This is a genomic window from Salmonella sp. NW177 (assembly GCF_051811585.1).
GTDB classification, from domain to species: Bacteria; Pseudomonadota; Gammaproteobacteria; order Enterobacterales; family Enterobacteriaceae; genus Salmonella; species Salmonella enterica.
The window spans coordinates 246,226-271,611 of record NZ_JAMMZV010000003.1 but is presented as its reverse complement, the minus strand read 5'-3'; the positions used below and the strand labels follow the sequence as shown (position 1 = coordinate 271,611).

The window sequence follows — 25,386 nt, the reverse complement described above, 5'->3', positions numbered from 1 at the left end:
ATCATAAGGATGTGTTATTTATGTTTAGAAAAGCAGTTACGCTTCTTTTCCTGCTTTCTCCCGCCGTCAGTTATGCAGGGTTATTTGATTCCACTCCAGAGTTAAAATGTGGCAACGATAATGCAGTCACGGCGGCAAAAGATTGGATTTACAATGAAGCATTAGGTCGTTTACAGCAAGACTATATTAAAGAGCCCTCCACGCTTTTCTTCGATATCCCCCAAACTCAATACGAGCAGCAACTCCGGGCTATTCCTGTTCAATTCAGTGATGTAATCACGCAGAACCCTCAAGCAGAAAATGCCAACTTACGAACTTGCTCGGCTACCGTCGCCATGGATATTCCTCAGCCATTATTTAAATTAATGAAAGACTTACCAAACACTCTATTCTATATTTCACAAGGGGATGGACAGGTAATAAACAATACGGTGACCTGGAAACAGGTTAACTACAATATTCAGCTAGCAGACAACAACAAAGATATTGTTGTCACCTCTGTGCAAAAAACCGATAAATTGGCGCGATCTATTTATGTAATGGCAAGAATGACGGTATCTGGTGATAGCATTATAAAGAAAAAAAATAACTCACTGATTGAAATCGCAGCAAAGAAATTTGAGAGTAGAGATCGCGAGCTTAATCAGGTCTGGAAATCGCTACCCGCCTCTGCCCGAACGGCATTAAAACAAGAGCAGCGAGTCTGGGTGACCCAAAAAGAGCAGCAGTGCGGCAAACTTAGCGATGCCAAATCCGAGGCCATACCCGCTGAAAAGCGCATCAGTATTTATAAATGCCAGCTTGAAATGACCATCGCCAGAACGGCCTATCTCGACGGCAGCGAATAACCCGACCGATCGTTGACGTCCCGTCAGGGCGCATTGCGCCCTTTTCCCCAACGCGCTAGCATGAGCTTTTTCAAAGGGAGCGCGTATGGAGTTATTAAATCAACTTAAACGTTTATGGCGCGCGCTGCGTGGTACCCCAAATAGTTGGCCTGCTATCGATCTCTCCCTGCCCGGCGGTCGTCATCTGCATCTGGTTGGCAGTATTCATATGGGGACACGCGATATGGCTCCTCTTCCAGCAAAGCTGGTGAAAAAGCTACGCCAGGCCGACGCGCTGGTCGTTGAAGCGGATATTTCTGGTAACGAAACGCCATTCAGCAATCTCCCCAAATGCCCGCCGTTGGTCGAACGTCTCAGCGCCGGGCAGCTAAGCGCACTGGAAAAACGGGTCAGTGAGTTGGGTATGCCGCTGATCCATTTTGATAATCAACCTTTATGGCAGATAGCTATGGTGCTACAGGCCACGCAGGCGCAACGGCTGGGATTGCGCCCGGACTATGGCATTGATTATCAGCTATTACAGGCTGCCCGCGAAATGTCGCTGCCGGTGCAAGAGCTGGAAGGGGCGAAACACCAGCTCGAACTACTCTGCGATCTGCCCGATGGCGGGATGGCGCTGCTCGACGACACGCTGACGCACTGGCACACCAACGCACGGCTTTTGCAGGTGATGATCGGCTGGTGGCTTGAACAGCCGCCGACCAGCGTCGGCGCTTCGCTCCCCAGAACGTTTAGCCAGCCGCTGTATGATGTACTGATGGTGAAACGCAATGAAGCCTGGCGCGACGCGCTGCTGGCACTGCCGCCGGGACGCTACGTGGTAGCCGTAGGGGCGCTACATCTGTACGGCGAAGGCAACCTACCGCAAATATTGAAATAAAAAAATGGCCAATATCGCTATTGGCCCGTCAAAGAGGAATTTCATCGTTATTATTATCCCGACGCTTTCGCTTCGGATCTTCAGATTGTCGCTCAAAGTTGCCGCAACTGCCAAGACCTAATGCACAAGATTATACTATTTTTTAGTCCGCTTTCGGGCGTATGCTGATGGCAAATCACGTCTGTAGTAAGAAGGAACGTTATGACACCCGCAGTTAAGTTACTCGAAAAAAACAAGATTCCGTTTAACATTCACACCTACGATCACGATCCGAATGAAACTAACTTTGGCGATGAAGTGGTGCGTAAGCTCGGGCTAAACGCCGATCAGGTGTATAAAACGCTTTTGGTTGCCGTGAATGGTGATATGAAGCAACTGGCCGTCGCCGTGACGCCTGTAGCCGGGCAGCTGGATTTGAAAAAAGTCGCCAAAGCTCTGGGCGCGAAAAAGGTCGATATGGCCGACCCGATGGTGGCGCAACGCACCACGGGATATCTGGTCGGCGGGATCAGTCCGCTGGGACAGAAGAAACGGCTGCCTACGCTGATTGACGCGCCAGCCCGCACGTTTGCCACTATATATGTTTCCGGTGGTAAACGCGGGCTGGATATTGAACTGGCGGCTGACGATTTGGCCGCCATACTGGGTGCTAAATTCGCTGATATCGCGCGTCGGGATTAAGCCTGCGTAAAATACATTGCCGGATAGCGGCGCAAACGCCTTATCCGGCCTACAGCAGACATAATCCGTAGGCCTTAAGGCTGCGCGCCATCAGGCAGTGATGGCTATCCGTACCGCTACAGCCAGCTCACCTCACCCTTTGGCGTAAACGCCGCCGCATCCAGCGGTGAATTCTGCTGAATAAACTCTTTCAGCACTTCCGCGTCAATAAACCCGGTATTCACGTATCCCGGTTTGTTATCGATGCGCGGATAACCATCGCCGCCCGTGGCGTTGAAACTCAGCGTCGCCATGCGGTAGGTTTTGGCCGGATCAACAGGCTCGCCTTTGATTTTCAGATCGGTGAGCTTGCCCTCTTTGGCGACAAAGCTCACATTGGCGAACTGTGGATAGGCGCCGGAGTCCGGTTTCATCTGTGCTACGGCGGTGAGATAATCAACTACCTCTTTGCCGCTCATATCGGCATACACCACAATGTTGCCGAACGGCTGTACCTTGAGCACGCTTTTATAGGTAATATCTCCCGCCTCAATCGAGTCGCGAATACCGCCGCCGCTCATCACGCCAAAATCGGCGCCGGTGCGCGCGATCTGCGCAGCCAGAATCACCCGTCCCATATTGGTCTGGACAAATCTGACCTTACTGCGATCGCCTTCAAGAAGGCCATTCACGCTACCAATTTTCACCTCCAGTTGCGCTTTACCTTTATTCTGGAACGGCGTTAATAACGAGAGCATTTGCGGATTTTCGGCGATTTCCGGCGTGTAAAGTACACGCTCGCTTTTCCCGTTATCCCAGGTCACTTTTTTCTTGAGATTTACCGGAATAAGCTGGTAGTTAACCATTTTCATCTCGCCGTTACGGAATTCGAAATCCGCGCGGCCCACATATTTACCCCACTCATGCGCCTGCACGATCCAGATACCATTTTGCTTATCCGGCGCGCAGGGCGTTCCCGGTACGTAATTCACCTGTTTTTTATTTTCCGACGCCATGCATACCGGGTCTTGTGAGTGACCGCCCACAATCATCGCCAACGAACCGGCAGGCAGGCTACGCGCCATCTCAACGTCGCCCGGCGCGTTCGAACCGTGATCGCCGTTGTCATAATGTCCCATATGCGTGGTCGCGATAATCACGTCCGGTTTTTCATTCATATTAAGTTCCTGAATCACCACCTTTGCTTCTTCAGCAGGTTTACGAAACTCAATATCGGTGAAATATTCCGGGTTGCCTATTTTCGCCGTGTCATCGGTGGTTAAGCCGATTACCGCGATTTTTATATCCTGGCGTGTAAAAATAGCCCACGGCTTAAACAGACGCTCGCCGGTACTTTTTTGATAAATATTGGCGGAAAGAAAGGGAAACTTCGCCCACTTTTCCTGCTGGCGCAATACGGTGAGCGGGTTATCAAACTCATGATTACCGACGGCCATAGCGTCGTAGCCAATCAGATTCATCCCGCGGAAATCGGGCTCCGCATCCTGGAGATCGGATTCCGGCACCCCGGTATTAATGTCGCCGCCGGATAACAACAGGACGCTTCCCCCCTCTTGCGCCACCTCTTTACGGATACTGTCCACCAGCGTTTTTTGCGCCGCCAGACCATATTCGCCATATTCGCTACGCCAGAAGTGACCGTGGTGATCGTTGGTATGCAGGATAGTAATTTTATAGGTTTTATCTTTTTCGTAAGCCTGTGCAGGCTGAGTCGTCAGCGCGAACGCCGCCAGTAACGCCAGCGCCACACCCCGTTTCAAAAATTTCATCTTTCTCTCCCTGACTCAATATCAACCGCAGAAATTACCTTTCCTTGCAATAATAGACAAATATGTTTTCAGAATTGAGACTTCCTTCAAACACATTTCACAGGTATGTTAGGCAAGTAATAATTACACATCCTACTATCTCCAACATCGCATAAAATTTAAGTGACTTTCTATGGCCATGAGTGAACCAACCCAGCCGTTAGCCGGCGCGCCCGCAGCGGCCGCTAAAGCACGTACTTCGTTTGGTATTTTGGGCGCGATCAGTCTTTCCCATCTGCTGAACGATATGATCCAGTCGCTAATCTTAGCCATTTATCCCCTGTTGCAGGCGGAGTTCTCACTGACTTTCGTCCAGATAGGTTTGATCACCCTGACATTCCAGCTCGCCTCATCGCTACTGCAACCGGTCGTCGGCTACTGGACGGATAAATATCCCATGCCGTGGTCGCTGCCTGTCGGCATGTGTTTTACCCTGAGCGGGCTGGTACTGCTGGCAATGGCGGGAAGTTTTGGCGGCGTATTGCTCGCTGCGGCACTGGTGGGTACCGGCTCGTCCGTTTTTCACCCGGAATCGTCCCGCGTGGCGCGCATGGCCTCCGGCGGACGTCATGGTCTGGCGCAGTCTATCTTCCAGGTCGGCGGTAACTTCGGCAGTTCATTGGGCCCGCTGCTGGCCGCCGTGATTATCGCGCCCTATGGCAAAGGGAATGTCGCCTGGTTTGTGCTGGCTGCGCTACTGGCGATCGTGGTGCTGGCGCAGATCAGCCGCTGGTATGCAGCCCAGCACCGGATAGCGAAAGGCAAGCCAAAAGCGATAATCGCTAACCCGCTGCCGCGCAATAAAGTCGTGCTGGCGGTCAGCGTATTATTGCTACTCATTTTCTCGAAATATTTCTATATGGCGAGCATCAGTAGCTACTACACCTTTTATCTGATGCAAAAATTCGGATTATCAATACAAAACGCGCAGCTCCATCTGTTTGCCTTCCTGTTTGCGGTGGCTGCCGGGACGGTAATCGGCGGGCCGGTGGGCGATAAAATCGGCAGGAAATATGTGATTTGGGGCTCTATTCTCGGCGTCGCGCCGTTTACCCTTGTTTTACCCTACGCCACGCTGTACTGGACGGGGATTTTAACGGTGATTATCGGCTTTATTCTCGCGTCGGCGTTTTCCGCCATTCTGGTGTATGCCCAGGAGCTGCTGCCAGGACGCATCGGTATGGTTTCCGGCCTGTTTTTCGGGTTTGCCTTCGGGATGGGAGGCCTGGGCGCAGCGGTGCTGGGGCTGATTGCCGACCATACCAGTATCTATTTAGTTTATAAAATCTGTGCTTTCCTGCCGCTTCTGGGGATACTGACCATATTCTTACCTGATAATCGACATAAAGCATGATTTTATGGCGGTTAAAGGTACGCTTTAACCGCCTGTACATCCTGATGCCATCTTGCTTTGTCCATCTCATACTTATCACTTTTACGTTCCGTGCTCTTTTTGCCTTCAGATCGTATCTTTTTATAAAACACAACCATTTTTTATAAACATCCTGATTGAAATTGTCATAAACTATTACCAGGAGTTTTGGAGTCCAGCAACCAAAGGAGACGGAATGCATCACGCTACCCCGCTTATCACCACCATTGTCGGCGGCCTTGTGCTCGCTTTTATTCTCGGCATGATTGCCAACAAATTGCGTATTTCTCCACTGGTGGGATATCTGTTAGCGGGCGTTCTGGCGGGACCTTTTACCCCGGGTTTTGTTGCGGATACCAAACTGGCGCCGGAGCTGGCGGAGCTCGGCGTGATTCTATTGATGTTCGGCGTCGGGCTGCATTTTTCGCTGAAGGATTTGATGGCGGTAAAGTCTATCGCCATTCCCGGCGCTGTCGCTCAGATAGCGGTGGCGACGCTGCTGGGTATGGCGCTTTCCGCCGTGCTGGGATGGTCATTAATGACCGGCATCGTTTTTGGGCTCTGTCTGTCTACCGCCAGTACCGTCGTCCTGCTGCGCGCGCTTGAGGAGCGACAACTCCTTGATAGCCAGCGCGGGCAAATCGCCATCGGCTGGCTGATTGTCGAAGATCTGGTGATGGTGCTGACGCTGGTCTTGCTGCCCGCCGTTGCCGGCATGGTGGAAAAAGGCGATGTCGGCATAGCCTCGCTGACGGTCGATATGGGGATAACCATTGGTAAAGTGGTGGCGTTTATCGCCATCATGATGCTGGTCGGACGCCGCCTGGTGCCGTGGATTATGGCCCGCAGCGCCGCCACCGGCTCGCGCGAATTATTTACCCTTTCCGTACTGGCGCTGGCGTTAGGCATTGCGTTTGGCGCGGTAGAACTGTTTGACGTCTCTTTTGCGCTGGGCGCGTTCTTCGCTGGAATGGTGCTTAATGAGTCAGAACTGAGTCACCGGGCGGCGCACGATACGTTGCCGCTGCGCGACGCCTTTGCCGTCCTGTTTTTTGTTTCCGTCGGCATGTTGTTCGATCCGTTAGTCTTGATCCAACAGCCGCTGGCGGTGCTGGCGACGCTTGCCATTATCGTCTTTGGCAAATCGATCGCTGCGTTTTTCCTGGTGCGTATGTTCGGCCACTCGCCGCGAACCGCGCTGACCATTGCCGCCAGCCTGGCGCAAATCGGCGAGTTCGCCTTTATTCTCGCCGGACTCGGCATGGCGCTCAATCTGCTGCCGCAAGCGGGACAGAACCTGGTGCTGGCAGGCGCTATTTTGTCGATTATGCTTAATCCCGTACTGTTTACCCTGCTGGAGAAGTATCTGGCGAAAACCGAAACGCTGGAAGAGCAAACTCTGGAAGAGGCTATCGAAGAAGAGAAGCAAATTCCGGTGGATATCTGTAATCATGCCCTGCTGGTGGGTTTTGGCCGCGTAGGCAGTCTGCTGGGAGAAAAATTACTGGCGGCGGGGATTCCGCTGGTGGTTATCGAAACGTCCCGTACCCGCGTGGATGAACTGCGCGAACGCGGGATTCGCGCCGTGCTGGGCAACGCCGCTAACGAAGAAATCATGAATCTGGCGCATCTGGACTGCGCCCGCTGGCTGTTATTGACCATCCCCAACGGTTACGAAGCCGGCGAGATTGTCGCCTCAGCGCGGGAAAAAAGTCCTGATATCGAGATAATCGCCCGCGCGCACTATGATGATGAAGTGAAATATATTACCGAGCGGGGAGCCAATCAGGTAGTGATGGGCGAGCGAGAAATTGCCCGGGCGATGCTGGAACTGCTTGAAACGCCGCCCGCAGGTGAAGTCGTCGCCAGTTAAGGGTTTGCCGGGCGGCCCGATGCGCGCAGCGCCATCGGGCAAGACAGATTAGCGATCCCAGTACGACTCTTCCAGGCTGTCCTCACGCTCCGGCAGCCCGCGTGTCAGACGCGGAGAATGCTGGTTCAGTACCTGATAACTGACACGGTTAGCATATTTACACACCTGCGCCAGCGACGAATAGGTCAGCCAGGTAAATTTGTGCTTACTGGAGTTCGGTACGTTGCTACGATGGTAACTGTTCGCCGTAATATCGTGCAGCAGCGCCGCCAGCGCGCCATCGCCCGCGCCGTTGGTGTTCATGATTTTTTCCGGCCCGCCCATATACGGCGCAATATGCGAATAAACGCGCAGCGGATTAATACAATCTTTATGGCGCATTGCCCGGCTAAATTCATACTGGTTAAATTCAGCAATAGCTCCCGGTAGCAGCGGATGCTGGGTTTTACGTTTTGCTTCCTCTTCGGTGAAGCCTGCCATATATAACCCTATCGGCCCGGCGGTGCATAACACCAGGTCGACCCAGTCCAGCGCCTTATCCGCCGCCAGCAGCGGGTCGTTTTCGCCGGTCAGCGCTTCCGCTTCTTCTTCATTCATTGCCAGAATCGAGACATTCTCTTTGAGAAACGCCTGCCACCACTGCGGATTATCGGCGATCACAAATTTGGTGCCCAGCGTCATGACAACCGGCACGTTATGCTTTTTCGCGTATTCGATCGCTTTCATCGTCGCGTCAGGCATCGGTTCGCCAGGCTTACAGCGCACCAGATATGAGGTCAACACCAGCGCGGAAGCGCCAGCGATCACCGCTTCCGGAATACTTTCCGCCCGTAGCTGATTCATATGGCCGGGGCTGATAGCGAAGGTACGCTCGCCGGATTCGCCAATCAGCGTGAAACAGCGGCCAATCGGGCCATCTACCGCTTGCAGATAATTCAGGTCGGTACGGCTGGAAGTATTACACAGGTAACGATAAGCGTAGCTGCCAATCTCAATGTTGCTGCACATCACGCCCAGTAACACCGAACGGTCATCCGCCAGTACCGAGTAATTATGCATCGTATTGCCTATGGTGCCGCCAGCAAACTGATGGGTGATCAGATTTTCCCGCGTCAGTTCCTGATACAGCTTCTCCGCCACCTCGTCTTCTATCACCAGAGAATGCCCGGCGCTTAATCCATAGCGTGTAATAAAATCGTCATCCACTTTCGCCTCAATATCCACCAACGTCTGGTCGATACCGACGACCCAGGAGGCGTTGGTTTCCTGTTCTGGCTGAATTTGTTGCAACAACGGGTCACGCGCATTGACGGGAAAATAGTGTTTGGATTTACGTTTACCGGGAAATTTCATGATTGTGCTTACGGATGAATAACGGAGCGCTGCATGGTAGCACATTCCCCCTGCTGCGCGCGACGGACGATGGCGTTTCAATATCGGACGACGAGATCGCAGTTTCTCCAGCCGCGTTTTTTACAATGGTTCACTTTCACAAGGAGCGTTTTATGAAGCCGGAAAATAAAATTCCCGTACTCACCCGACTGTCTGACGAAATGAAAGCCGTCGTAAACTTCCAGCAACCAGGCCTTCCCCCCTGGCCTGCCGATGGCGATATTGAGACCCAGCGTCAGTATTATCTTCTTGAGCGCCGTTTCTGGAATGCCGACGCGCCGTCCATGACCACCCGCACCTGCGCCGTCCCTACGCCTTATGGCGATGTAACAACCCGGCTCTACTCGCCGCAGCCGACCAGTCAGGCCACCTTATACTATCTGCACGGCGGCGGATTTATCCTCGGTAATCTGGATACGCATGACCGGATAATGCGTCTGCTGGCGCGTTATACCGGCTGCACCGTGATCGGTATTGATTATTCGCTGTCGCCGCAAGCGCGTTATCCGCAGGCCATTGAAGAAACCGTCGCGGTATGCAGCTACTTCTCTCAACATGCCGATGAATACTCGCTCAACGTGGAGAAAATCGGTTTCGCCGGAGATTCCGCAGGCGCCATGCTGGCGCTTGCCAGCGCGCTCTGGTTACGTGATAAGCACATTCGCTGCGGTAACGTTATCGCGATTCTGTTGTGGTATGGGCTGTATGGGTTGCAGGACTCGGTAAGCCGCCGTCTGTTCGGCGGCGCGTGGGACGGCCTGACGCGTGAAGATCTGGACATGTACGAAAAGGCCTATCTGCGTAACGATGAAGATCGGGAATCGCCCTGGTATTGTCTGTTTAATAACGATCTCACGCGCGATGTGCCGCCCTGCTTTATTGCCAGCGCGGAGTTTGATCCGCTCATTGATGACAGCCGCTTGCTGCACCAGACATTACAGGCGCACCAGCAGCCCTGCGAATACAAAATGTATCCCGGCACGCTGCACGCCTTTCTGCACTATTCGCGAATGATGACAATCGCCGACGATGCCTTGCAGGACGGCGCGCGATTCTTTATGGCGAGGATGAAGACGCCGCGTTAACGGTACGGCGCCGTGAGTTTCAGCATCATATCAATATGTTCCGGCGTCGCGTTCAGCGCCGGAATGTACGCATACTTTTTACCACCCGCTTCAAGGAAAATCTCGCGGTTCTGTTCCGCTATCTCTTCCAGCGTCTCCAGACAATCCGCGGCAAACCCCGGACACATGACCTGAATATGGCCAGTCCCCTTTTCACCCAACATTTTTAGCGTTTCATCGGTGTACGGCGTCAGCCACGGTTCACGGCCAAAGCGCGACTGGAACGTCATCATTACCTTTTCCGGCGGCAGCCCCAATGCGGAAACCAGTTCGCGCGTGGTATCGCGACAGCGCTGCGGGTAGTCATCGCCTTCATCCGCATAACGTTGTGGAATGCCGTGATAAGAGAGCAGAAGCACATCCGGCTCGCCGTGTCTGGCGAACGACTCACGCGCGCTTTTCGCCAGCGCATCGATATAAGCGCCGTCATCCGCGTAATCGCGAATAAATGAGATACCGGGAATACGACGTTTACGCGCCAGTATCCGCCCCAGTTCGTCCCAGACTGCGCCCACAGTTGAGCAAGAGTATTGCGGGTACAACGGCAGCACGACGATATGGTCGACGTCGCTTGCTAACAGTTCATCGACAGCGCTTTCCAGCGAGGGCGAGCCGTAGCTCATCCCCAGCGCGACGGGCGTGTCTGGCAACCGCGCGGCCAGCGCCTGTTGCTGTTCGCGGCTATATACCATGAGCGGCGAACCGCCATCCATCCAGATAGATTGATAGAGTTTCGCGACGCGCGGCGAACGCAGCGGTAAAATAACGCCACGCAGCAGCGGCCACCACAGCAGACGAGGAGTATCCACCACGCGTCTGTCGCTTAAAAATTGTTTCAGGTAGCGCTTTACCGCTTCGGGAGTTGGGGCATCTGGCGTGCCAAGGTTAGCCAGCAGGATACCGGTTTTCGTCTGACGCATTGCCGCCTCTTATCTATTCAAATTGTTGATAATTGTAGCGGAAAAGCGATAAAGAAGAACTAATTGCTGCGAGAGGTAAGACGAGAATTCGCCGAATGGCGCTCACGATGCCAGTAGGCCGGATAAGGCGTTCAGGCCGCCATCCGGCACCGATTGCCTGATGGCGCTACGCTTATCAGGCTTGCGGGATAATGGCAGGCCTGATAAGCGGTTCACTACGCGAAAAAATTAACCGAGGATTTTTTCCAGCGCTGCGCGCACGTCGGCAACGGCCTGCGTACCGTCAACTTTAGCGTATTTGGTGTTGCCCGCTTCCGCTTCTTTCTGGTAGTAGCCAATCAGCGGCGCGGTCATCTGATGATATTCCACCAGACGTTTGCGAACGGTCTCTTCCTGATCGTCTTTACGGGTCGTCAGATCTTCGCCGGTGACGTCATCTTTGCCTTCCACTTTCGGCGGATTAAACTTTACGTGGTAAACGCGGCCAGAGGCGGCGTGTACGCGACGGCCCACAATACGGTCAACGATCAGTTCGTCCGGTACGTCGAATTCCAGCACGTAATCCACGACAATACCCGCTTCTTTCATCGCGTCAGCCTGCGGGATCGTGCGCGGGAAACCGTCCAGCAGAAAACCGTTACGGCAGTCTTCCTGGGCGATACGCTCTTTAACCAGCGCAATCACCAATTCATCGGTCACCAGTTTACCGGCGTCCATGATATCTTTCGCCTGTTTGCCCAACTCGGAGCCTGATTTCACTGCGGCGCGCAGCATATCGCCAGTGGAGATTTGCGGAATACCATATTTCTCCATGATGAACTGAGCCTGAGTTCCTTTACCCGCGCCCGGAGCGCCAAGCAGAATAATACGCATTACGAAAATCCCCTCAAAGGTTGTCGATATTTTTTAAAAAGCGCTAAACGATACCACCATCACGCATTTCGCTCAAGGAAGCCGCCTGATGCTGAAACGGTTAACGAAGAGAAATCCAGAAAAGAGAAGGTATTATAAAAAATGCCGGATGGCGCTGGCGCTTATCCGGCCTACAAACAGTACTCGCCGTAGGCCGGATAAGATGCTTCGCGTCGCTATCCGGCAATCAGATGAGCGTTATCAGGACACCAGCAACTGGTTCATACGGCGGATAAACTGATTCGGATCTTCCAGCGTACCGCGTTCAGCGAACAGCGCCTGATCCAGCAGCAGCTCGACCCACTCTTTAAACTGCGCTTCATCCTCGGTATCGGCAGTGCGTTTGACCAGCACATGATCCGGGTTGAGCTCAAAGATGTATTTCACTTCCGGCACGGACTGACCGGCCGCGGCGAACAGTTTCGCCATCTGGGTGCTCATTTCATCCGCATCGGTGGTGACAATCGCCGGCGTGTCGGTTAAACGGTGCGTCAGACGCACCTCTTTCACGCGATCGCCCAGCAGGGTTTTGACACGCTCCACGAACGGCTCAAGCGCCTTTTCCGCTTCTTTCGCGTTTTCGTCGACTTCATCCGCCAGTTTTTCGATGGACTCATCGGCTTTAGCGACCGACTGGAATGCTTTACCGTCAAACTCGGTCAGGTAGTTCATCATCCACTCGTCGATGCGATCGGAGAGCAGCAGCACTTCGATGCCTTTCTTACGCAGCAGCTCCAGGTGCGGGCTGTTTTTCGCCGCCGCATAGCTGTCTGCGGTGATGTAGTAGATTTTTTCCTGCCCTTCTTTCATCCGGGAGACGTAATCTTCCAGCGACACGGTCTGGGCGGAAGAGTCTGTATGGGTGGAGGCAAAGCGCAACAATTTAGCGATCGCTTCCTGGTTGGCGTGATCTTCCGCCGGGCCTTCTTTCAACACCAGACCGAACTGTTTCCAGAAGGTTTGGTATTTTTCCGCGTCGTCTTTCGCCAGTTTTTCCAACATTTGCAGAACGCGTTTGGTCAGAGCGCTACGCAGATTACGCGTTACCGTGCTGTCCTGCAGGATTTCACGGGAGACGTTCAACGGCAGGTCATTAGAATCAATCAGGCCGCGCACGAAACGCAGATAGTTAGGCATGAACTGCTCGGCATCGTCCATAATGAACACGCGCTGTACGTACAGCTTCAGACCATGTTTGTGATCGCGGTTCCACAGATCCCACGGCGCCTGCGACGGGATATACAGCAGGCTGGTGTACTCCTGCTTACCTTCCACGCGGTTGTGGCTCCAGGTCAGCGGATCGGTGAAATCATGCGCGATGTGCTTGTAAAACTCGTTGTACTCGTCGTCTTTAATTTCCGACTTGTTACGGGTCCACAACGCCTGGGCCTTGTTGATTTTCTCCCAGGAAATCACGGTTTCGCCGTCTTTTTCTTCCCGTTTTTCAATCTCTACCGGCAATGCGATGTGATCGGAATATTTACTGATAATCGAGCGTACGCGCCAGTCATCGAGGAATTCATCTTCGCCTTCACGCAGGTGTAAGGTGATTTCCGTACCACGGTCATTTTTGGTGATATCGGCAACGGTGTATTCGCCTTCGCCTGCCGATTCCCAGAACACGCCATTTTCCGGCTTGTCGCCTGCCGCACGTGTACGTACGGTCACTTTATCGGCCACAATAAACGCGGAGTAGAAGCCTACGCCAAACTGACCAATGAGCTGGCTATCTTTCGCCTGATCGGACCCCATTGATTCGAGGAAAGATTTGGTGCCGGACTTGGCAATGGTGCCTAAGTGGTCAATCACCTCATCACGATTCATCCCCACGCCGTTATCGGCAATGGTCAACGTACGCTTATCTTTATCGAAAGAGACGCGCACACGCAGCTCGCCATCTCCTTCATACAGATCCGGGTTTGACAGAGCGCGGAAACGCAGCTTGTCCGCCGCATCTGAGGCGTTAGAGATGAGTTCACGCAGGAAGATTTCTTTATTGGAATAAAGAGAATGGATCATCAGGTGCAGAAGCTGTTTAACTTCTGACTGAAAACCACGCGTTTCTTGTCCTTTCATGTGGATAGACCTCAACAATGCCATTTTTAATGGTAAAAATACGTTGAGGGTGAGATGGGGACAAGCGGGTGTGATTTCAAGCGGAGGCCGCGAATGCCGCCTCCGTTTGTTCAGAAAATAATCTTATGGCGTCCCGCCAGCGAGTGGGACAGCGTCGTACCGTCGACCATCTCCAGTTCGCCGCCAACCGGCACGCCGTGGGCGATACGACTGGCTTCGACGCCGGCCTCCGCGCACAGCTCGGCAATATAGTTCGCGGTAGCCTCCCCTTCAACCGTCGGGTTGGTCGCGAGGATCAGCTCACTGATTTTTTCTGACGCCAGCCGCTGTTCCAGACGATCGAGACCGATATCATCCGGCCCGATGCCGTCCAGCGGCGACAGGTGGCCCATCAGCACGAAATACCGCCCGGAAAATTGCCCGGTCTGCTCAATGGCGTAGATATCCGCAGGACTCTCCACCACGCAAATCTGGCCGTTTTCCTGACGCCGCGGGTTCGAACAGATATTACAAACATCCTGCTCGGTAAAGGTGCGGCAGTCGGCGCAGTGGCCGATTTCCGACATCGCCCGGGTCAGCGCCTGCGCCAGGCGCATTCCGCCGCTGCGATCGCGCTGCAACAGGGTAAACGCCATCCGCTGCGCCGACTTAGGGCCGACGCCCGGAAGGCAGCGCAACGCTTCCATAAGCTGAGTTAACAGCGGACTGGTTTGCATCAGAATGGCATCTTAAAGCCTGGCGGCAGTTGCATACCGGAAGAGACGGAAGCCATCTTCTCTTTTTGCGTCTCTTCAATGCGGCGCGCCGCATCGTTGAAGGCCGCAGCGACCAGATCTTCCAGCATCTCTTTGTCATCTTCCAGCAGGCTTGGGTCAATTTCCACGCGGCGGCAGTTATGCGCGCCGTTGATGGTAACCTTCACCAGACCCGCGCCGGATTCGCCGGTCACTTCCAGCTGCGCAATCTCTTCCTGCATTTTCTGCATTTTTTCCTGCATCTGCTGGGCCTGCTTCATCAGATTGCCCAGACCGCCTTTTCCAAACATAAGCTCTCTCTCTTGATGGTTCACAATCGCAAGCCGGGCTTACGATCAAATGGGGCGGATACTCTCTTCATCCAGCTCGGCGTCGAAGAATCGACGCAGCGTCTGAATGTTATTATCCGCAATAATTGACTCACGCGCTTGCGCGAGTTTCTCTTCATAAATGGCCTGACGCCATTCCAGCGGCGTACGCACCGCGGGATTATCATCTTCAACGATGGTCAGTTCAACCGTCGTTCCCGTCAGATCGCTGAGCGCTTGCGCCAGCTTTTGCTGCGCGCCGCTGGAATTGAGGTGCCGCTGCGTCGAGCGCAGATGCAGACAAACCGCGTTGCCGTTCTGCTCCTTCCAGGCATTAAGCGCCACCTGCTCCACCAGCTTAGGCAAAGAAAGCTGGCTTACCTGCGCCGCCCACGGATCGCGCTCAATCGCTTCCGCCGCCAGTTTAGCCGCCAGCTCCGGCGTTTTTTCATGCTCCAGAGCTTTCTTAAGCGCTTTTGGCGTAGCCACCACTTCTTTGGTTTGTACTACCGGCGTGGTGGCCTTCCAGCGATAAGCCTCTTTCTTTACTGGCGCCGTTTCCAGCGCGGACGGCGCCGGGCGCGCCTGTACGCGCTCCGAAACCGAGGCCAGCCGCTCCAGCGCAGAGTTATTCACCGGCCGCGCGCGGGATGCGGCTGCCGGTTCACTCTTTTTTGTTTTGGTTACTCCCTGCGCGCGCTGTAGCTGATTGCGCGCCGCCAGCACCTGACTGGTAGACGCCGGCAGCGGCGCTGGCGATGTCTGCGGCGCGGGCGCCGACGGCTGCTGCACCTGCGGCGGCGTCATTACCGCCGTTGGGGCCACGGGCGCAAAAGACTGCCGCGGCGTTTCAGGCTCCGGCAAGGGCATACGCGGGTGAAACGCCAGCGCACGCAGTAAGGTCATTTCAACGCCCATCCGCCGGTCCGGCGCCCAGGGCAATTCTTTGCGACCAATCAACAACGTCTGATAATAGAGCTGAAGATCGCCGGGAGGCACCGTCCGGGCAAGTTCGCGCATCCGTTGCTCGATAGCCGCCATATCGCTGCCTAACGCGGCAGGCGAAAGTTGCACCATCGCAATACGGTGCAGCAGGCTAAGCATTTCGACCAGCAGCGCTTCCCATTCAATACCGCGCGCCGCCGCCTCGTTGATAAGCGACATGACGCGTTCGCCGTTAGCGTCAACCACCGCCTCGACTAATGACAAAGCCTGGTCGTCGTCCAGCGTACCGAGCATGGCGCTTACCGCCTGCGTCGAAACCTGCCCGTCGCCGCTGGCGATCGCCTGGTCAGTCAGACTTAATGCATCGCGCAGGCTGCCGTCAGCCGCGCGTGATAACAACTGCAACGCGCGGGGTTCGTGAGCGATATGTTCCTCATTGAGAATATGCTCAAGCTGATGGCGAATCTGTTCAACATCCAGCGCTTTGAGATGAAACTGTAGGCAGCGCGACAAAATGGTCACCGGCAGCTTCTGCGGATCGGTGGTCGCCAGTAAAAATTTCACATGCGCTGGCGGCTCTTCAAGCGTTTTAAGTAGCGCATTAAAGCTGTGGCGCGACAGCATGTGGACTTCATCGATCAGATAGACTTTAAAGCGACCGCGCGCAGGCGCGTACTGGACGTTATCCAGCAGGTCGCGGGTGTCTTCGACTTTGGTACGCGATGCGGCGTCAATCTCAATGAGATCGACAAAACGCCCTTGCTCAATTTCCCGACAGTTATCGCAAACGCCGCACGGCGTCGCGGTAATACCGGTTTCGCAGTTCAGCCCCTTCGCCAGCAGTCGGGCGATAGAAGTTTTACCGACGCCGCGCGTGCCGGAAAAAAGATATGCGTGATGAATGCGCCCTAACGACAAGCCGTTCGCCAGTGCGGTCAGCACATGTTCCTGGCCGACGACGTCAGCAAAGGTTTGTGGGCGCCATTTTCTGGCTAAGACCTGATAACTCATTGGCAGGCTCTGAAACGCTGGAAGGTGGATTCATAGAAGGGTAATGCTAACACAACCTCGCCGATACAGCGAGGTTGTCTCTCTGGCTAAAATAGCAGTGCGGATAGCCTGAATCAATGCCCTGGAAACGGCACCAGGCTATAACAGGTAATCCCCTGCTTTTCCAGACGCTGCTCGCCGCCCAGATCGAACAAATTAATGATGAACGCCGCATCGGTGACTTTCCCGCCCAGACGACGGATCAGCTTCACGGTCGCCTCAATGGTGCCGCCAGTCGCCAGCAGATCGTCCACGACCAGCACGTTGTCGCCAGATTTAATCGCGTCGACATGGATTTCCAGCTGATCGGTGCCGTACTCTAATTCATAGGTCTCGGCAATAGTTTCACGCGGTAATTTGCGCGGTTTACGTACCGGAACAAAACCAACGCCCAGCCCAAGCGCAACCGGCGCGCCAAACAGGAAGCCACGCGCTTCGGTGCCGACCACTTTGGTGATACCCGCATTTTTATAACGCTCAACCAACAGTTCAATACTGAGCGCGTAGGCTTTCGGGTCTTCCAGTAAGCTGGTGACATCACGGAAAAGAATGCCCGGTTTCGGGTAATCCTGAATGCTTTTGATGCTGTTTTTGAGAAACTCAAGCTGCTGTGCAGTCGCGGTCATGGATATATGCCTGCTAAGTACGGTGTTACTCACGGCGCAATACTTTTCGGTCAGGGGTAACGCTCGGTTACTCTTTGACCGCCTGCGCCTGTGCTCGAAAACGGTCGAATTTACTGGCTGTGAACGACAATTGCAACAGCGATTCGTGTGCTTCAGCGCTTTTGTTGCTTTTCATCAATCACCGGTATCCGCCACATAAAAATCAGCAGACAGGCCAAAATAACCAACAGCAGCACCCGCACCCACATCATATTCACCAGCCACAGCGATATACCAAAGGTCAGCAATATCAACGCGATCGCTCGCGGTTTCGCTCCCGGCGGCATGGCCCGATAGCGCTGCCAGTGGCGCAGATAACCGCCAAACCATGAGCGGTATAACAACCAGGCATGGAAACGCGGCGACGAGCGGGCGAAACACCAGGCCGCCAGTAAAATGAACGGCGTAGTCGGCAACAGGGGCAAAACCACGCCCAATGTCCCTAATACTACCGCCAGCCAGCCAATGATGATTAAAATAGTACGTTGCATAATGCGAATCGTTATCAAACAGAAGGCTACTGTAGCACAGCCTGTCTTATTTTCATCGGGGTGTTGAATTGAAAACCGCTATGCTGTTACAGACGCTGGAAGAGAGGCTGGCGACGCTACGCCAACGCTGCGCGCCGCTGGCGCAACATGCGACGTTAAGCGCGCGCTTTGACCGACACCTTTTCCGTACCCGCAGTACTCTGTTGCAGGGATATCTGGAAGAGGCTGACGCCAATCTCGCCGCGTTGCGTCAGGCGGTAAAACATGAGCAACGGCCGCAAGTCGCCTGGCTGGCGGAACATCTGGCTTCGCAACTGGAGGCGATATCGCGTGAAACCGCCGCCTGGTCGCTGCGCCAGTGGGACACCGCCGCGCCAGGGCTTGGCCGTTGGCAGCGCAGACGAATACAGCATCAAGAGTTTGAACGTCGACTACTGGCGATGACACAGGAGCGCAAAATTCGTCTGGCGCAGGCGACCGGCCTTGTCGAACAACAAACGCTGCAAAAGGAAGTCGAGATCTATGAAGGACGGCTGGCGCGCTGCCGACATGCGCTGGAGAAAATAGAAAACGTACTGGCGCGTTTAACCCGTTAACCCTGGAGAAAGTATGTCGCTTGAAAATGCCCCTGATGAAGTCAAACTGGCCGTGGATTTAATTGTGCTGCTTGAAGAGAATCGCTTACCGGCACGAACGGTGCTACGCGCGCTGGAAATAGTTATGCGTGATTATGAAAACAAGTTAAAAAGTACGGAAGACGACTCGCAAACAGAGTAATTGCCCCCTGGTTTGTCCTCGTTGTCGCTGACAGAGTGGTCGCTACCGTCAGGCAACAAGGGACAGGTCATGGAACGTCTACCCACCACGCCGCACGATGCGGTATTTCGACAAATGCTGATGCAAAAAGAGGTCGCCCGCGACTTTCTGGCTATCCACTTGCCAGAAGCCTTTCTTGCAATCTGCGATCTGGATTCACTGAAGCTGGAGTCAGGGAGTTTTGTTGAAGACAATTTACGCAGCCGCTATTCAGATATTCTCTACTCTCTGCATACCCAACACGGCCCCGGGTATGTTTACGCGCTCATTGAACATCAGAGCAAATCAGACCGGCTGATGGCTTTTCGCCTGATGCGGTACGCCATTGCCGCCATGCAGCGTCATCTGGATGCCGGTCATGATACCTTGCCGCTGGTGGTACCAATCCTCTTTTATCACGGTCCGGAAAGCCCGTGGCCCTATAGCCTTAACTGGCATAATATGTTTGTGAAACCGGATATGGCGAAGGCCTTATACAGCTGCGAATTTGCGCTGGTCGACCTGACGATAATGCCGGATAATCAGCTTTTGCAGCATCGGCGGATAGCGATGTTAGAGCTCCTGCAAAAACACATTCGTCAACGCGATTTAAGCGAACTGCTCGACCCCCTTATCACGCTTTTAACGCAGGATCATTTGACGGACACGCAGCTCAGTGTACTAATCAACTATATGTTGAAAGCAGGAAACGCCGCAGAACCCGGAGCGCTGATTCGTCAACTGGCGCAGGGCGCGCCGCAGTATAAGGAACAACTGATGACAATAGCGGAATGGCTGGAAGAAAAAGGCCGAACGGAAGGGTTGCAAAAAGGCCTTGAGCAAGGGTTAGCACAAGGCCGTGAGGCCGAAGCGCGCGCTATTGCCCGCAAAATGCTTGCCAACGGGCTGGAACCCGGGCTCATCGCCAGCGTCACCGGCATTACGCCGGAAGAGCTTTCTACGCTTTCGCATTAGCGGCGCCGCGCGCACTCATAAAGCGCGCAGCCCACCGCCTTTTAGCTTGCCGCCGGCGCCAGATCGCCGCCGTTGAGATCGCGCTTCACTTCAGTGACTTCGTCACCCTTCGCGTTATGCAGATGTACCTCAAGCTGGTTAAAGGCGATATTGATATCATTTTCACGGCACAGTCGATCGATCGCGCGGTTCAGTTCATCCACCGTATGGCTACGATCGCGCAATTCACGCACGTACAGACGCAGTTCATGATCCAGAGTGCTGGCGCCAAAGGTGGTGAAGAATACGGCAGGTTCCGGATCGTGCATCACCTTCGGATGCTCCATCGCCGCCTGTAGCAAGACTCTTTTCACTTTCTCCAGATCCGAGCCATAAGCCACGCCAAGCCGGATAACCAGACGTGTCGTGGTATCGGAGAGGGACCAGTTAATCAGCCGCTCCGTTACGAACGCTTTGTTCGGAATGATCACTTCTTTACGATCAAAATCGGTAATAGTGGTGGCGCGAATACGAATCTTACTGACCGTGCCGGAATAGGTGCCGATCGTTACCGTATCGCCAATGCGTACCGGACGTTCGAAGAGGATGATTAAACCCGAGACAAAGTTACCGAAGATCTCCTGTAGTCCAAAACCGAGACCTACCGACAACGCCGCCGCCAGCCACTGGAGTTTATCCCACGAGACGCCGAGCGATCCGAATACTGTCATCGCGCCAACAGCGATAATGACGTAGTTAAGGATCGTGGTGATCGCATACGAAGCCCCCTGGCGCATATTCAGACGTGAAAGCACCAGCACTTCCAACAGGCCGGGTAAGTTGCGGATAAGCGCCCAGGCCACCATCGCGGCAATAATGGCGAATAGCAAGCTGCCCATCGTCACGCTTTTCACCACCGCAGCGCCAGCTTCGGAGCCGTTGTAGTGCCACAGAGTGATGCTATCAAGATAGCTGAATACGGTGATCAAATCGGACCAAATCGCCCAGAACATAACGCCGAACAGGGCAAGCATTAGCAGCATCGTGATACGTAATGTTTGCTGGTTAATCTGCTCCAGCGCGATGGTGGGTTCTTCCTGTGGCTCCGCGCCTTCCGCTCCCTCTTTTACCAGGTTCTGACGACGAGCCAGCGCGCGTCGCCAGGCAATCCGGCGCGCCGCTACGCTTAACCCGCGCAGCACCGTTTGATAAAGCAGGTTCCAGATAATGACCAGATAGACGGTTTCAATCCAGCGTCCCGCCAGGCGCAGGGTGGTATAGAAATAGCCGGTCGCCGTTAATACCATTAACGCCACCGGAATGATGGAAAGAATCGTCACGGTCACCAGTCGAATGCCGTGAGATTCTTTATCGCGCCAGCTTTCCCGGCACAGTGGCCACACCAGCAATGTTATGACCAGCAGATTGAGGAAAATAACCGCCTGCCCCAGCACGTCATCCATCAGATTCAGCGGCGACAACTCCGCCACCACAGACCAAAAGTGCAGCGGCAGCAATGCGAGGCTAATGCGTACAATCTGGCGACGCCAGTGGCTGGTCAACTGCGCCGGCATACCAAAATGGCGTATCGCCACGCCCTCTTTTTCCAGCACCTTCCAGCACAGCCCAAAGACCAGCCAGAACATCGCGAGCTTTTTACTAAAGGCCCAGAGCAGATCGCTGATATTTAGCTGCATGGTCAGCAGGATCAGTCCAAGCGCGAGGATAATCAGGCACACCGGCAGCGCGCGGATCAGATCGATCAGAATAGCTTTTGGCGTATTGAGCTGACTATCGTTACGCAGCGATCCCACGGCGGCGGCCAGCTTCTGTTGATACGCTTTTAACCATTTCAGACGCCAGCGGATTAAACCGGCGATGAGCAAGAGCGGCAACCCGGCCAAAAAAGCAATAAATACCGCGGGCCAGGCTTTTTGCCAGTTCACCGTGATTTTCATGGCGCTGAATTGCTCTTTTAACGTTTGGGGGAACGCTTTAAGCCAGTCCCAGTCCATAGGGCGGTTACTGTTCACCCAAAAAATCTGCTGCGTCAGAATGGCTTTCAGATTTTTCGAGACGCTCATCAACTGCTGCTGGTTAACTTGCAGGTTAATCGCCATCATCAGCTGGTTACCCAACTGTTTATTTAGCTGATCCAATAGCTCACGGCGCATCTCCACCACCTGAAGCAACGCATCATGAACTTCATCATTCACCTCGCTGGTATGCCCCTCCTCCAGCTTGTCGACAAAGGCATCGCTTTGGAATAAGGCATCACGCTGCTGGTTGATTTCAAACTGCTCCAGACGCAAATCCGCAATGCGGTTGGTCATATCTTCGAGTTCGTCGGCGGAGGGCAGGGTTTGCTGCTGTTGATAAAGAATACGCGACAGCAACAGGCTGCCTTTTAAGACGGCAATCTGTTCTTTGATATTTCTTTCCGACTGCAGCGCGCGATCGAGCCAGTTTTTCACTTTAATGTTTTGCTGCATCAACATATTGCCGTTTTCGGTCGCGACAATCAGACGCTGGCTGAGTTGATGGTTAATATCCAGTTCCTGTTTTACCAGCGGGTTCGCCTGGATACGCGCCGTTTCGTCCGGCGAAATGGCCTCCTGGGCCGTTTTTTCCGTTAGCGTAAGTCGTTTACTGTTGACCGCCTCCTGTAAAAGTTGAAGCTGATGTTCAAGACGATTACTGTTGGCCGTCACGTAATCTCGCTGTTTTTGCAGGGTGTCCTGCAAAACGGTATTTCCTTCAAGACTCTTACGTTGCTGGTCGATCTGCGCATTAAGCAGCGCCTGTTGTGCCTGTAATAACACCTGTTGGCTGGGGCGAAGCGCGGCTTCGCCGACGTTATTGCCGTCCAGACGGTTACGGATTTGCTGTATTTGCTGTGAGGCGGTATACATGGCGTTTTGCACGCGCTCAGGCTGGGTCTGTAGCGAAACAAGCTGGCTGTTATAAGCGGCAAGATCGTTTTGCGAATTTTGCAAATCATCCAGTACCTGCGCCACGCGCAGCTCAAGCTGACGTAGCGAAAGCGCACTCAGCGTTTTTCGCATTTCATCATCATTATCGACGTCGCTCAGCGCATTCAACGCAGCCGTCGCCTGACGCATTTTTTCAGGCGCCTGCGCCACCTTCTGCCGTAGCTGTACGGTTTCCTCTTTTACCCGCTCGATTTTATCCAGCGTAGCTAACGTATCAATAAGGTCCTGCTGGACGAGCTTATCCTGGGCGGAGAGATCTTTTTGCTTATTCAGCGTATCCAGCTGGTTTTGCACATCCGCTTTTGACGGCAGGTCGCCATTCGTTTGCCCCCGGGCAAATGCCAGAGACTGACAGGACAGCAGGATAATAAGGACGCTAATTGTAATAAAAACAAAATGCTGTGAACGTTTATAAAGCTGCAACATAGTCATGAGAATGAAGTGTCTGAACCGGCAAGCAGACCGGAAATAATTGAGTCGCAAGAATATCACGCCTGTAACAAACAGAATAGCGACACAGAAAATGTCCAGGAGTTTTCCTGGAATATTATCAGGGGGAGCCGTTGACCGTCGACGCGCGCAGCGTCGGACACAATTGATACATCTCCAGCAGGATCGTGACGTAGGCGCGAGCTTCTTTTTTTAAATCAAACGATTGCGGAGCAAATAACCAGTTTTCCATGAGCCCTGAAATAAAGCTGCGCATCAGTATCGCCGCACGACGGGTCAGCAGATTTTCAGGCAGCATTTTAGCATTAATACAATGTTTTAACGTTTGTTCAATCCGATCGTAACTTTCCAGACAAAGGCTACGTTGCGCCTGTTGAACCACAACCATTTCTCCGACAAACTCACATTTATGGAATATAATCTCCATCAATAAGCGGCGTCGTTCTTCTGTTACAGTAGCTTCAAGAATATGAACTAAAATTTCTCTTAATACAGATAGTGGATCGTCGGGGAATTTTGCCTGATACTCAATCTCAAGCTCACCAATATTGGATTCTGATAGCTCCCAGATCTCACTGAATAAATCCGACTTATTTTTGAAATGCCAATAGATTGCGCCGCGCGTCACGCCAGCAGCGTTCGCAATCTCCGCCAGCGAGGTTGCTGATACGCCTTGCTGCGAGAACAAACGCAGGGCCACATCCAGGATGTGTTGTCGTGTCTCCAGCGCTTGTTGTTTGGTTTTTCGTGCCATATGTCGGTGAATTTACAGGCGTTAGATTTACATACATTTATGGATGTATGTACCATAGCACGACGATAATATAAACGCAGCAATGGGTTTAAGGACCTTTGACCATTGACCAATTTGAAATCGGACACTCGAGGTTTACATATGAACAAAAACAGAGGGTTAACGCCTCTGGCGGTCGTTCTGATGCTCTCAGGCAGCTTAGCGCTAACAGGATGTGACGACAAACAGGACCAGCAAGGCGGCCAGCAGATGCCAGAAGTTGGAGTTGTCACACTAAAAACGGAACCACTGCAAATCACAACTGAACTTCCGGGTCGTACCGTTGCTTACCGTATCGCCGAAGTTCGCCCACAGGTAAGCGGCATTATCCTGAAGCGTAATTTCGTTGAGGGAAGTGATATCGAAGCGGGAGTCTCTCTCTATCAGATTGATCCTGCGACCTACCAGGCGACTTACGACAGCGCTAAGGGCGATCTGGCAAAAGCGCAGGCCGCCGCGAATATCGCTGAACTGACGGTGAAGCGTTATCAAAAGCTGCTGGGTACGCAGTACATCAGTAAGCAGGAATACGATCAGGCGCTGGCTGACGCACAACAAGCGACTGCCGCCGTTGTCGCAGCAAAAGCCGCCGTTGAAACCGCACGTATCAACCTGGCGTATACCAAAGTCACCTCGCCGATTAGCGGTCGTATTGGTAAGTCGTCCGTAACGGAAGGCGCGCTGGTACAGAACGGTCAGGCGTCGGCGCTGGCGACAGTGCAGCAGCTGGACCCTATTTATGTCGATGTGACCCAGTCCAGCAATGATTTCCTGCGCCTGAAGCAGGAGCTGGCAAATGGTTCGCTGAAGCAGGAAAACGGCAAAGCGAAGGTCGACCTGGTGACCAGCGACGGTATCAAATTCCCGCAGTCCGGTACGCTTGAGTTCTCCGATGTGACCGTTGACCAAACCACCGGATCTATTACTTTGCGCGCCATCTTCCCTAACCCGGATCACACCTTATTGCCAGGAATGTTCGTTCGCGCACGTCTGCAGGAAGGGACAAAACCGACGGCATTACTGGTTCCACAACAGGGCGTTACCCGTACTCCACGCGGCGATGCCACGGTGCTGGTGGTTGGCGCTGATAACAAAGTGGAAACCCGCCAAATCGTCGCAAGCCAGGCGATCGGTGATAAGTGGCTGGTGACTGACGGATTGAAAGCGGGCGACCGCGTAGTCGTCAGCGGGCTGCAAAAAGTACGTCCTGGCGCACAGGTTAAAGTGCAGGAAATTACCGCGGATAACAAACAGCAAGCCGCAAGCGGTGATCAACCTGCTCAGCCCAGGTCTTAACTTAA

At 53.6% G+C, this 25,386-nt stretch carries 22 protein-coding genes and 1 other annotated feature; of the genes, 10 read left to right on the top strand and 12 right to left on the bottom strand.

The window, feature by feature from the left end; translation table 11 throughout:
* Positions 1–20: 20 nt before the first annotated feature.
* The 3 genes from NA986_RS11610 (at position 21) to ybaK (ending at position 2,409) form a co-directional block, all read left to right on the top strand.
* Complete coding sequence (locus NA986_RS11610; protein WP_023216300.1) at positions 21–848, top strand: lysozyme inhibitor LprI family protein; 828 nt, start codon at positions 21–23, stop codon at positions 846–848.
* An 85-nt stretch (positions 849–933) separates the two neighbouring features.
* Complete coding sequence (locus NA986_RS11605) at positions 934–1,728, top strand: TraB/GumN family protein (protein ID WP_000421861.1); 795 nt, start codon at positions 934–936, stop codon at positions 1,726–1,728.
* Between the two features lie 201 nt (positions 1,729–1,929).
* The gene (gene ybaK, locus NA986_RS11600) at positions 1,930–2,409 is read left to right on the top strand and encodes a Cys-tRNA(Pro)/Cys-tRNA(Cys) deacylase YbaK (RefSeq protein WP_000186618.1); all 480 of its coding nucleotides are present in this window, start codon (positions 1,930–1,932) and stop codon (positions 2,407–2,409) included.
* A 116-nt stretch (positions 2,410–2,525) separates the two neighbouring features.
* Here the strand turns inward: ybaK and ushA are convergent, their stop codons facing one another.
* Positions 2,526–4,178, bottom strand: coding sequence for a bifunctional UDP-sugar hydrolase/5'-nucleotidase UshA (ushA, locus tag NA986_RS11595; RefSeq protein ID WP_000670398.1), 1,653 nt, complete (start codon positions 4,176–4,178; stop codon positions 2,526–2,528).
* A 172-nt stretch (positions 4,179–4,350) separates the two neighbouring features.
* On the opposite strand from ushA, the gene NA986_RS11590 reads away from it, so the two are divergent.
* Together NA986_RS11590 and ybaL are read left to right on the top strand one after the other, a co-directional pair.
* A complete protein-coding gene (locus NA986_RS11590; protein ID WP_001251593.1) occupies positions 4,351–5,571 on the top strand; it encodes an MFS transporter in 1,221 nt (406 codons plus the stop codon).
* 214 nt (positions 5,572–5,785) lie between these two features.
* Positions 5,786–7,462, top strand: a complete 1,677-nt coding sequence (gene ybaL / locus NA986_RS11585; protein WP_000546209.1) for a YbaL family putative K(+) efflux transporter — start codon at positions 5,786–5,788, stop codon at positions 7,460–7,462.
* A 48-nt stretch (positions 7,463–7,510) separates the two neighbouring features.
* Here the strand turns inward: ybaL and gsk are convergent, their stop codons facing one another.
* Positions 7,511–8,815 carry an inosine/guanosine kinase gene (gene gsk, locus NA986_RS11580; protein ID WP_000671592.1) on the bottom strand — a complete coding sequence of 435 codons (1,305 nt, stop codon included), beginning with the start codon at positions 8,813–8,815 and terminating at the stop codon, positions 7,511–7,513.
* A 152-nt stretch (positions 8,816–8,967) separates the two neighbouring features.
* Between gsk and aes the strand changes: the two genes are divergently transcribed.
* Complete coding sequence (gene aes, locus NA986_RS11575) at positions 8,968–9,939, top strand: acetyl esterase (protein ID WP_000801778.1); 972 nt, start codon at positions 8,968–8,970, stop codon at positions 9,937–9,939.
* On the opposite strand, the gene hemH is transcribed toward aes, so the two are convergent.
* The 8 genes from hemH to NA986_RS11535 form a co-directional block, all read right to left on the bottom strand.
* Positions 9,936–10,898 carry a ferrochelatase gene (hemH, locus tag NA986_RS11570; protein WP_001250078.1) on the bottom strand — a complete coding sequence of 321 codons (963 nt, stop codon included), beginning with the start codon at positions 10,896–10,898 and terminating at the stop codon, positions 9,936–9,938. The genes aes and hemH overlap by 4 nt on opposite strands.
* Before the next feature lie 228 nt (positions 10,899–11,126).
* Entirely contained in the window at positions 11,127–11,771 is a 645-nt protein-coding gene (gene adk, locus NA986_RS11565) for an adenylate kinase (protein ID WP_001220237.1), read from the bottom strand.
* Positions 11,772–12,011: 240 nt separating this feature from the next.
* Complete coding sequence (gene htpG, locus NA986_RS11560; RefSeq protein WP_001523272.1) at positions 12,012–13,886, bottom strand: molecular chaperone HtpG; 1,875 nt, start codon at positions 13,884–13,886, stop codon at positions 12,012–12,014.
* 110 nt (positions 13,887–13,996) lie between these two features.
* Entirely contained in the window at positions 13,997–14,602 is a 606-nt protein-coding gene (gene recR / locus NA986_RS11555) for a recombination mediator RecR (RefSeq protein ID WP_001195023.1), read from the bottom strand.
* The gene (locus NA986_RS11550; RefSeq protein WP_000467098.1) at positions 14,602–14,931 is read right to left on the bottom strand and encodes a YbaB/EbfC family nucleoid-associated protein; all 330 of its coding nucleotides are present in this window, start codon (positions 14,929–14,931) and stop codon (positions 14,602–14,604) included. The genes recR and NA986_RS11550 overlap by 1 nt, the downstream gene beginning before the upstream one ends.
* A gap of 45 nt (positions 14,932–14,976) precedes the next feature.
* Positions 14,977–16,905 (bottom strand): DNA polymerase III subunit gamma/tau, encoded by a 1,929-nt coding sequence (gene dnaX, locus NA986_RS11545; RefSeq protein WP_000121967.1) that lies wholly within the window; start codon positions 16,903–16,905, stop codon positions 14,977–14,979.
* Positions 15,580–15,644: a sequence feature (DnaX frameshifting element), on the bottom strand. (Overlaps the previous gene by 65 nt.)
* A gap of 113 nt (positions 16,906–17,018) precedes the next feature.
* Positions 17,019–17,570 carry an adenine phosphoribosyltransferase gene (gene apt, locus NA986_RS11540; RefSeq protein WP_000127352.1) on the bottom strand — a complete coding sequence of 184 codons (552 nt, stop codon included), beginning with the start codon at positions 17,568–17,570 and terminating at the stop codon, positions 17,019–17,021.
* A gap of 152 nt (positions 17,571–17,722) precedes the next feature.
* Positions 17,723–18,100 carry a DUF454 family protein gene (locus tag NA986_RS11535; RefSeq protein ID WP_001189860.1) on the bottom strand — a complete coding sequence of 126 codons (378 nt, stop codon included), beginning with the start codon at positions 18,098–18,100 and terminating at the stop codon, positions 17,723–17,725.
* 68 nt (positions 18,101–18,168) lie between these two features.
* Here NA986_RS11535 and priC point away from each other — a divergent pair, with 68 nt between their 5' ends.
* The 3 genes from priC to NA986_RS11520 all read left to right on the top strand — a co-directional run bounded on the left by priC (position 18,169) and on the right by NA986_RS11520 (position 19,870).
* Positions 18,169–18,696 carry a primosomal replication protein N'' gene (gene priC, locus NA986_RS11530; protein WP_023216296.1) on the top strand — a complete coding sequence of 176 codons (528 nt, stop codon included), beginning with the start codon at positions 18,169–18,171 and terminating at the stop codon, positions 18,694–18,696.
* Between the two features lie 13 nt (positions 18,697–18,709).
* Positions 18,710–18,877 (top strand): pleiotropic regulatory protein RsmS, encoded by a 168-nt coding sequence (gene rsmS, locus NA986_RS11525; RefSeq protein ID WP_000051161.1) that lies wholly within the window; start codon positions 18,710–18,712, stop codon positions 18,875–18,877.
* A gap of 69 nt (positions 18,878–18,946) precedes the next feature.
* Positions 18,947–19,870, top strand: coding sequence for an Rpn family recombination-promoting nuclease/putative transposase (locus NA986_RS11520; protein ID WP_023216295.1), 924 nt, complete (start codon positions 18,947–18,949; stop codon positions 19,868–19,870).
* A gap of 41 nt (positions 19,871–19,911) precedes the next feature.
* Here the strand turns inward: NA986_RS11520 and mscK are convergent, their stop codons facing one another.
* Both mscK and acrR read right to left on the bottom strand, forming a co-directional pair.
* Complete coding sequence (mscK, locus tag NA986_RS11515) at positions 19,912–23,274, bottom strand: mechanosensitive channel MscK (RefSeq protein ID WP_023216294.1); 3,363 nt, start codon at positions 23,272–23,274, stop codon at positions 19,912–19,914.
* A gap of 118 nt (positions 23,275–23,392) precedes the next feature.
* On the bottom strand, positions 23,393–24,046 hold the full coding sequence (acrR, locus tag NA986_RS11510) for a multidrug efflux transporter transcriptional repressor AcrR (protein ID WP_000101755.1): 654 nt from the start codon (positions 24,044–24,046) through the stop codon (positions 23,393–23,395).
* 141 nt (positions 24,047–24,187) lie between these two features.
* On the opposite strand from acrR, the gene acrA reads away from it, so the two are divergent.
* Positions 24,188–25,381 (top strand): multidrug efflux RND transporter periplasmic adaptor subunit AcrA, encoded by a 1,194-nt coding sequence (gene acrA / locus NA986_RS11505; protein ID WP_001039202.1) that lies wholly within the window; start codon positions 24,188–24,190, stop codon positions 25,379–25,381.
* Positions 25,382–25,386 lie beyond the last annotated feature (5 nt).

Bases quoted from the DNA above. Each gene is read 5' to 3' on its own strand.
- NA986_RS11610 (WP_023216300.1), top strand. From the start codon at position 21: ATGTTTAGAAAAGCAGTTACGCTTCTTTTCCTGCTTTCTCCCGCCGTC.
- NA986_RS11605 (WP_000421861.1), top strand. From the start codon at position 934: ATGGAGTTATTAAATCAACTTAAACGTTTATGGCGCGCGCTGCGTGGT.
- ybaK (WP_000186618.1), top strand. From the start codon at position 1,930: ATGACACCCGCAGTTAAGTTACTCGAAAAAAACAAGATTCCGTTTAAC.
- ushA (WP_000670398.1), bottom strand. From the start codon at position 4,178: ATGAAATTTTTGAAACGGGGTGTGGCGCTGGCGTTACTGGCGGCGTTC.
- NA986_RS11590 (WP_001251593.1), top strand. From the start codon at position 4,351: ATGGCCATGAGTGAACCAACCCAGCCGTTAGCCGGCGCGCCCGCAGCG.
- ybaL (WP_000546209.1), top strand. From the start codon at position 5,786: ATGCATCACGCTACCCCGCTTATCACCACCATTGTCGGCGGCCTTGTG.
- gsk (WP_000671592.1), bottom strand. From the start codon at position 8,815: ATGAAATTTCCCGGTAAACGTAAATCCAAACACTATTTTCCCGTCAAT.
- aes (WP_000801778.1), top strand. From the start codon at position 8,968: ATGAAGCCGGAAAATAAAATTCCCGTACTCACCCGACTGTCTGACGAA.
- hemH (WP_001250078.1), bottom strand. From the start codon at position 10,898: ATGCGTCAGACGAAAACCGGTATCCTGCTGGCTAACCTTGGCACGCCA.
- adk (WP_001220237.1), bottom strand. From the start codon at position 11,771: ATGCGTATTATTCTGCTTGGCGCTCCGGGCGCGGGTAAAGGAACTCAG.
- htpG (WP_001523272.1), bottom strand. From the start codon at position 13,886: ATGAAAGGACAAGAAACGCGTGGTTTTCAGTCAGAAGTTAAACAGCTT.
- recR (WP_001195023.1), bottom strand. From the start codon at position 14,602: ATGCAAACCAGTCCGCTGTTAACTCAGCTTATGGAAGCGTTGCGCTGC.
- NA986_RS11550 (WP_000467098.1), bottom strand. From the start codon at position 14,931: ATGTTTGGAAAAGGCGGTCTGGGCAATCTGATGAAGCAGGCCCAGCAG.
- dnaX (WP_000121967.1), bottom strand. From the start codon at position 16,905: ATGAGTTATCAGGTCTTAGCCAGAAAATGGCGCCCACAAACCTTTGCT.
- apt (WP_000127352.1), bottom strand. From the start codon at position 17,570: ATGACCGCGACTGCACAGCAGCTTGAGTTTCTCAAAAACAGCATCAAA.
- NA986_RS11535 (WP_001189860.1), bottom strand. From the start codon at position 18,100: ATGCAACGTACTATTTTAATCATCATTGGCTGGCTGGCGGTAGTATTA.
- rsmS (WP_000051161.1), top strand. From the start codon at position 18,710: ATGTCGCTTGAAAATGCCCCTGATGAAGTCAAACTGGCCGTGGATTTA.
- NA986_RS11520 (WP_023216295.1), top strand. From the start codon at position 18,947: ATGGAACGTCTACCCACCACGCCGCACGATGCGGTATTTCGACAAATG.
- mscK (WP_023216294.1), bottom strand. From the start codon at position 23,274: ATGACTATGTTGCAGCTTTATAAACGTTCACAGCATTTTGTTTTTATT.
- acrR (WP_000101755.1), bottom strand. From the start codon at position 24,046: ATGGCACGAAAAACCAAACAACAAGCGCTGGAGACACGACAACACATC.
- acrA (WP_001039202.1), top strand. From the start codon at position 24,188: ATGAACAAAAACAGAGGGTTAACGCCTCTGGCGGTCGTTCTGATGCTC.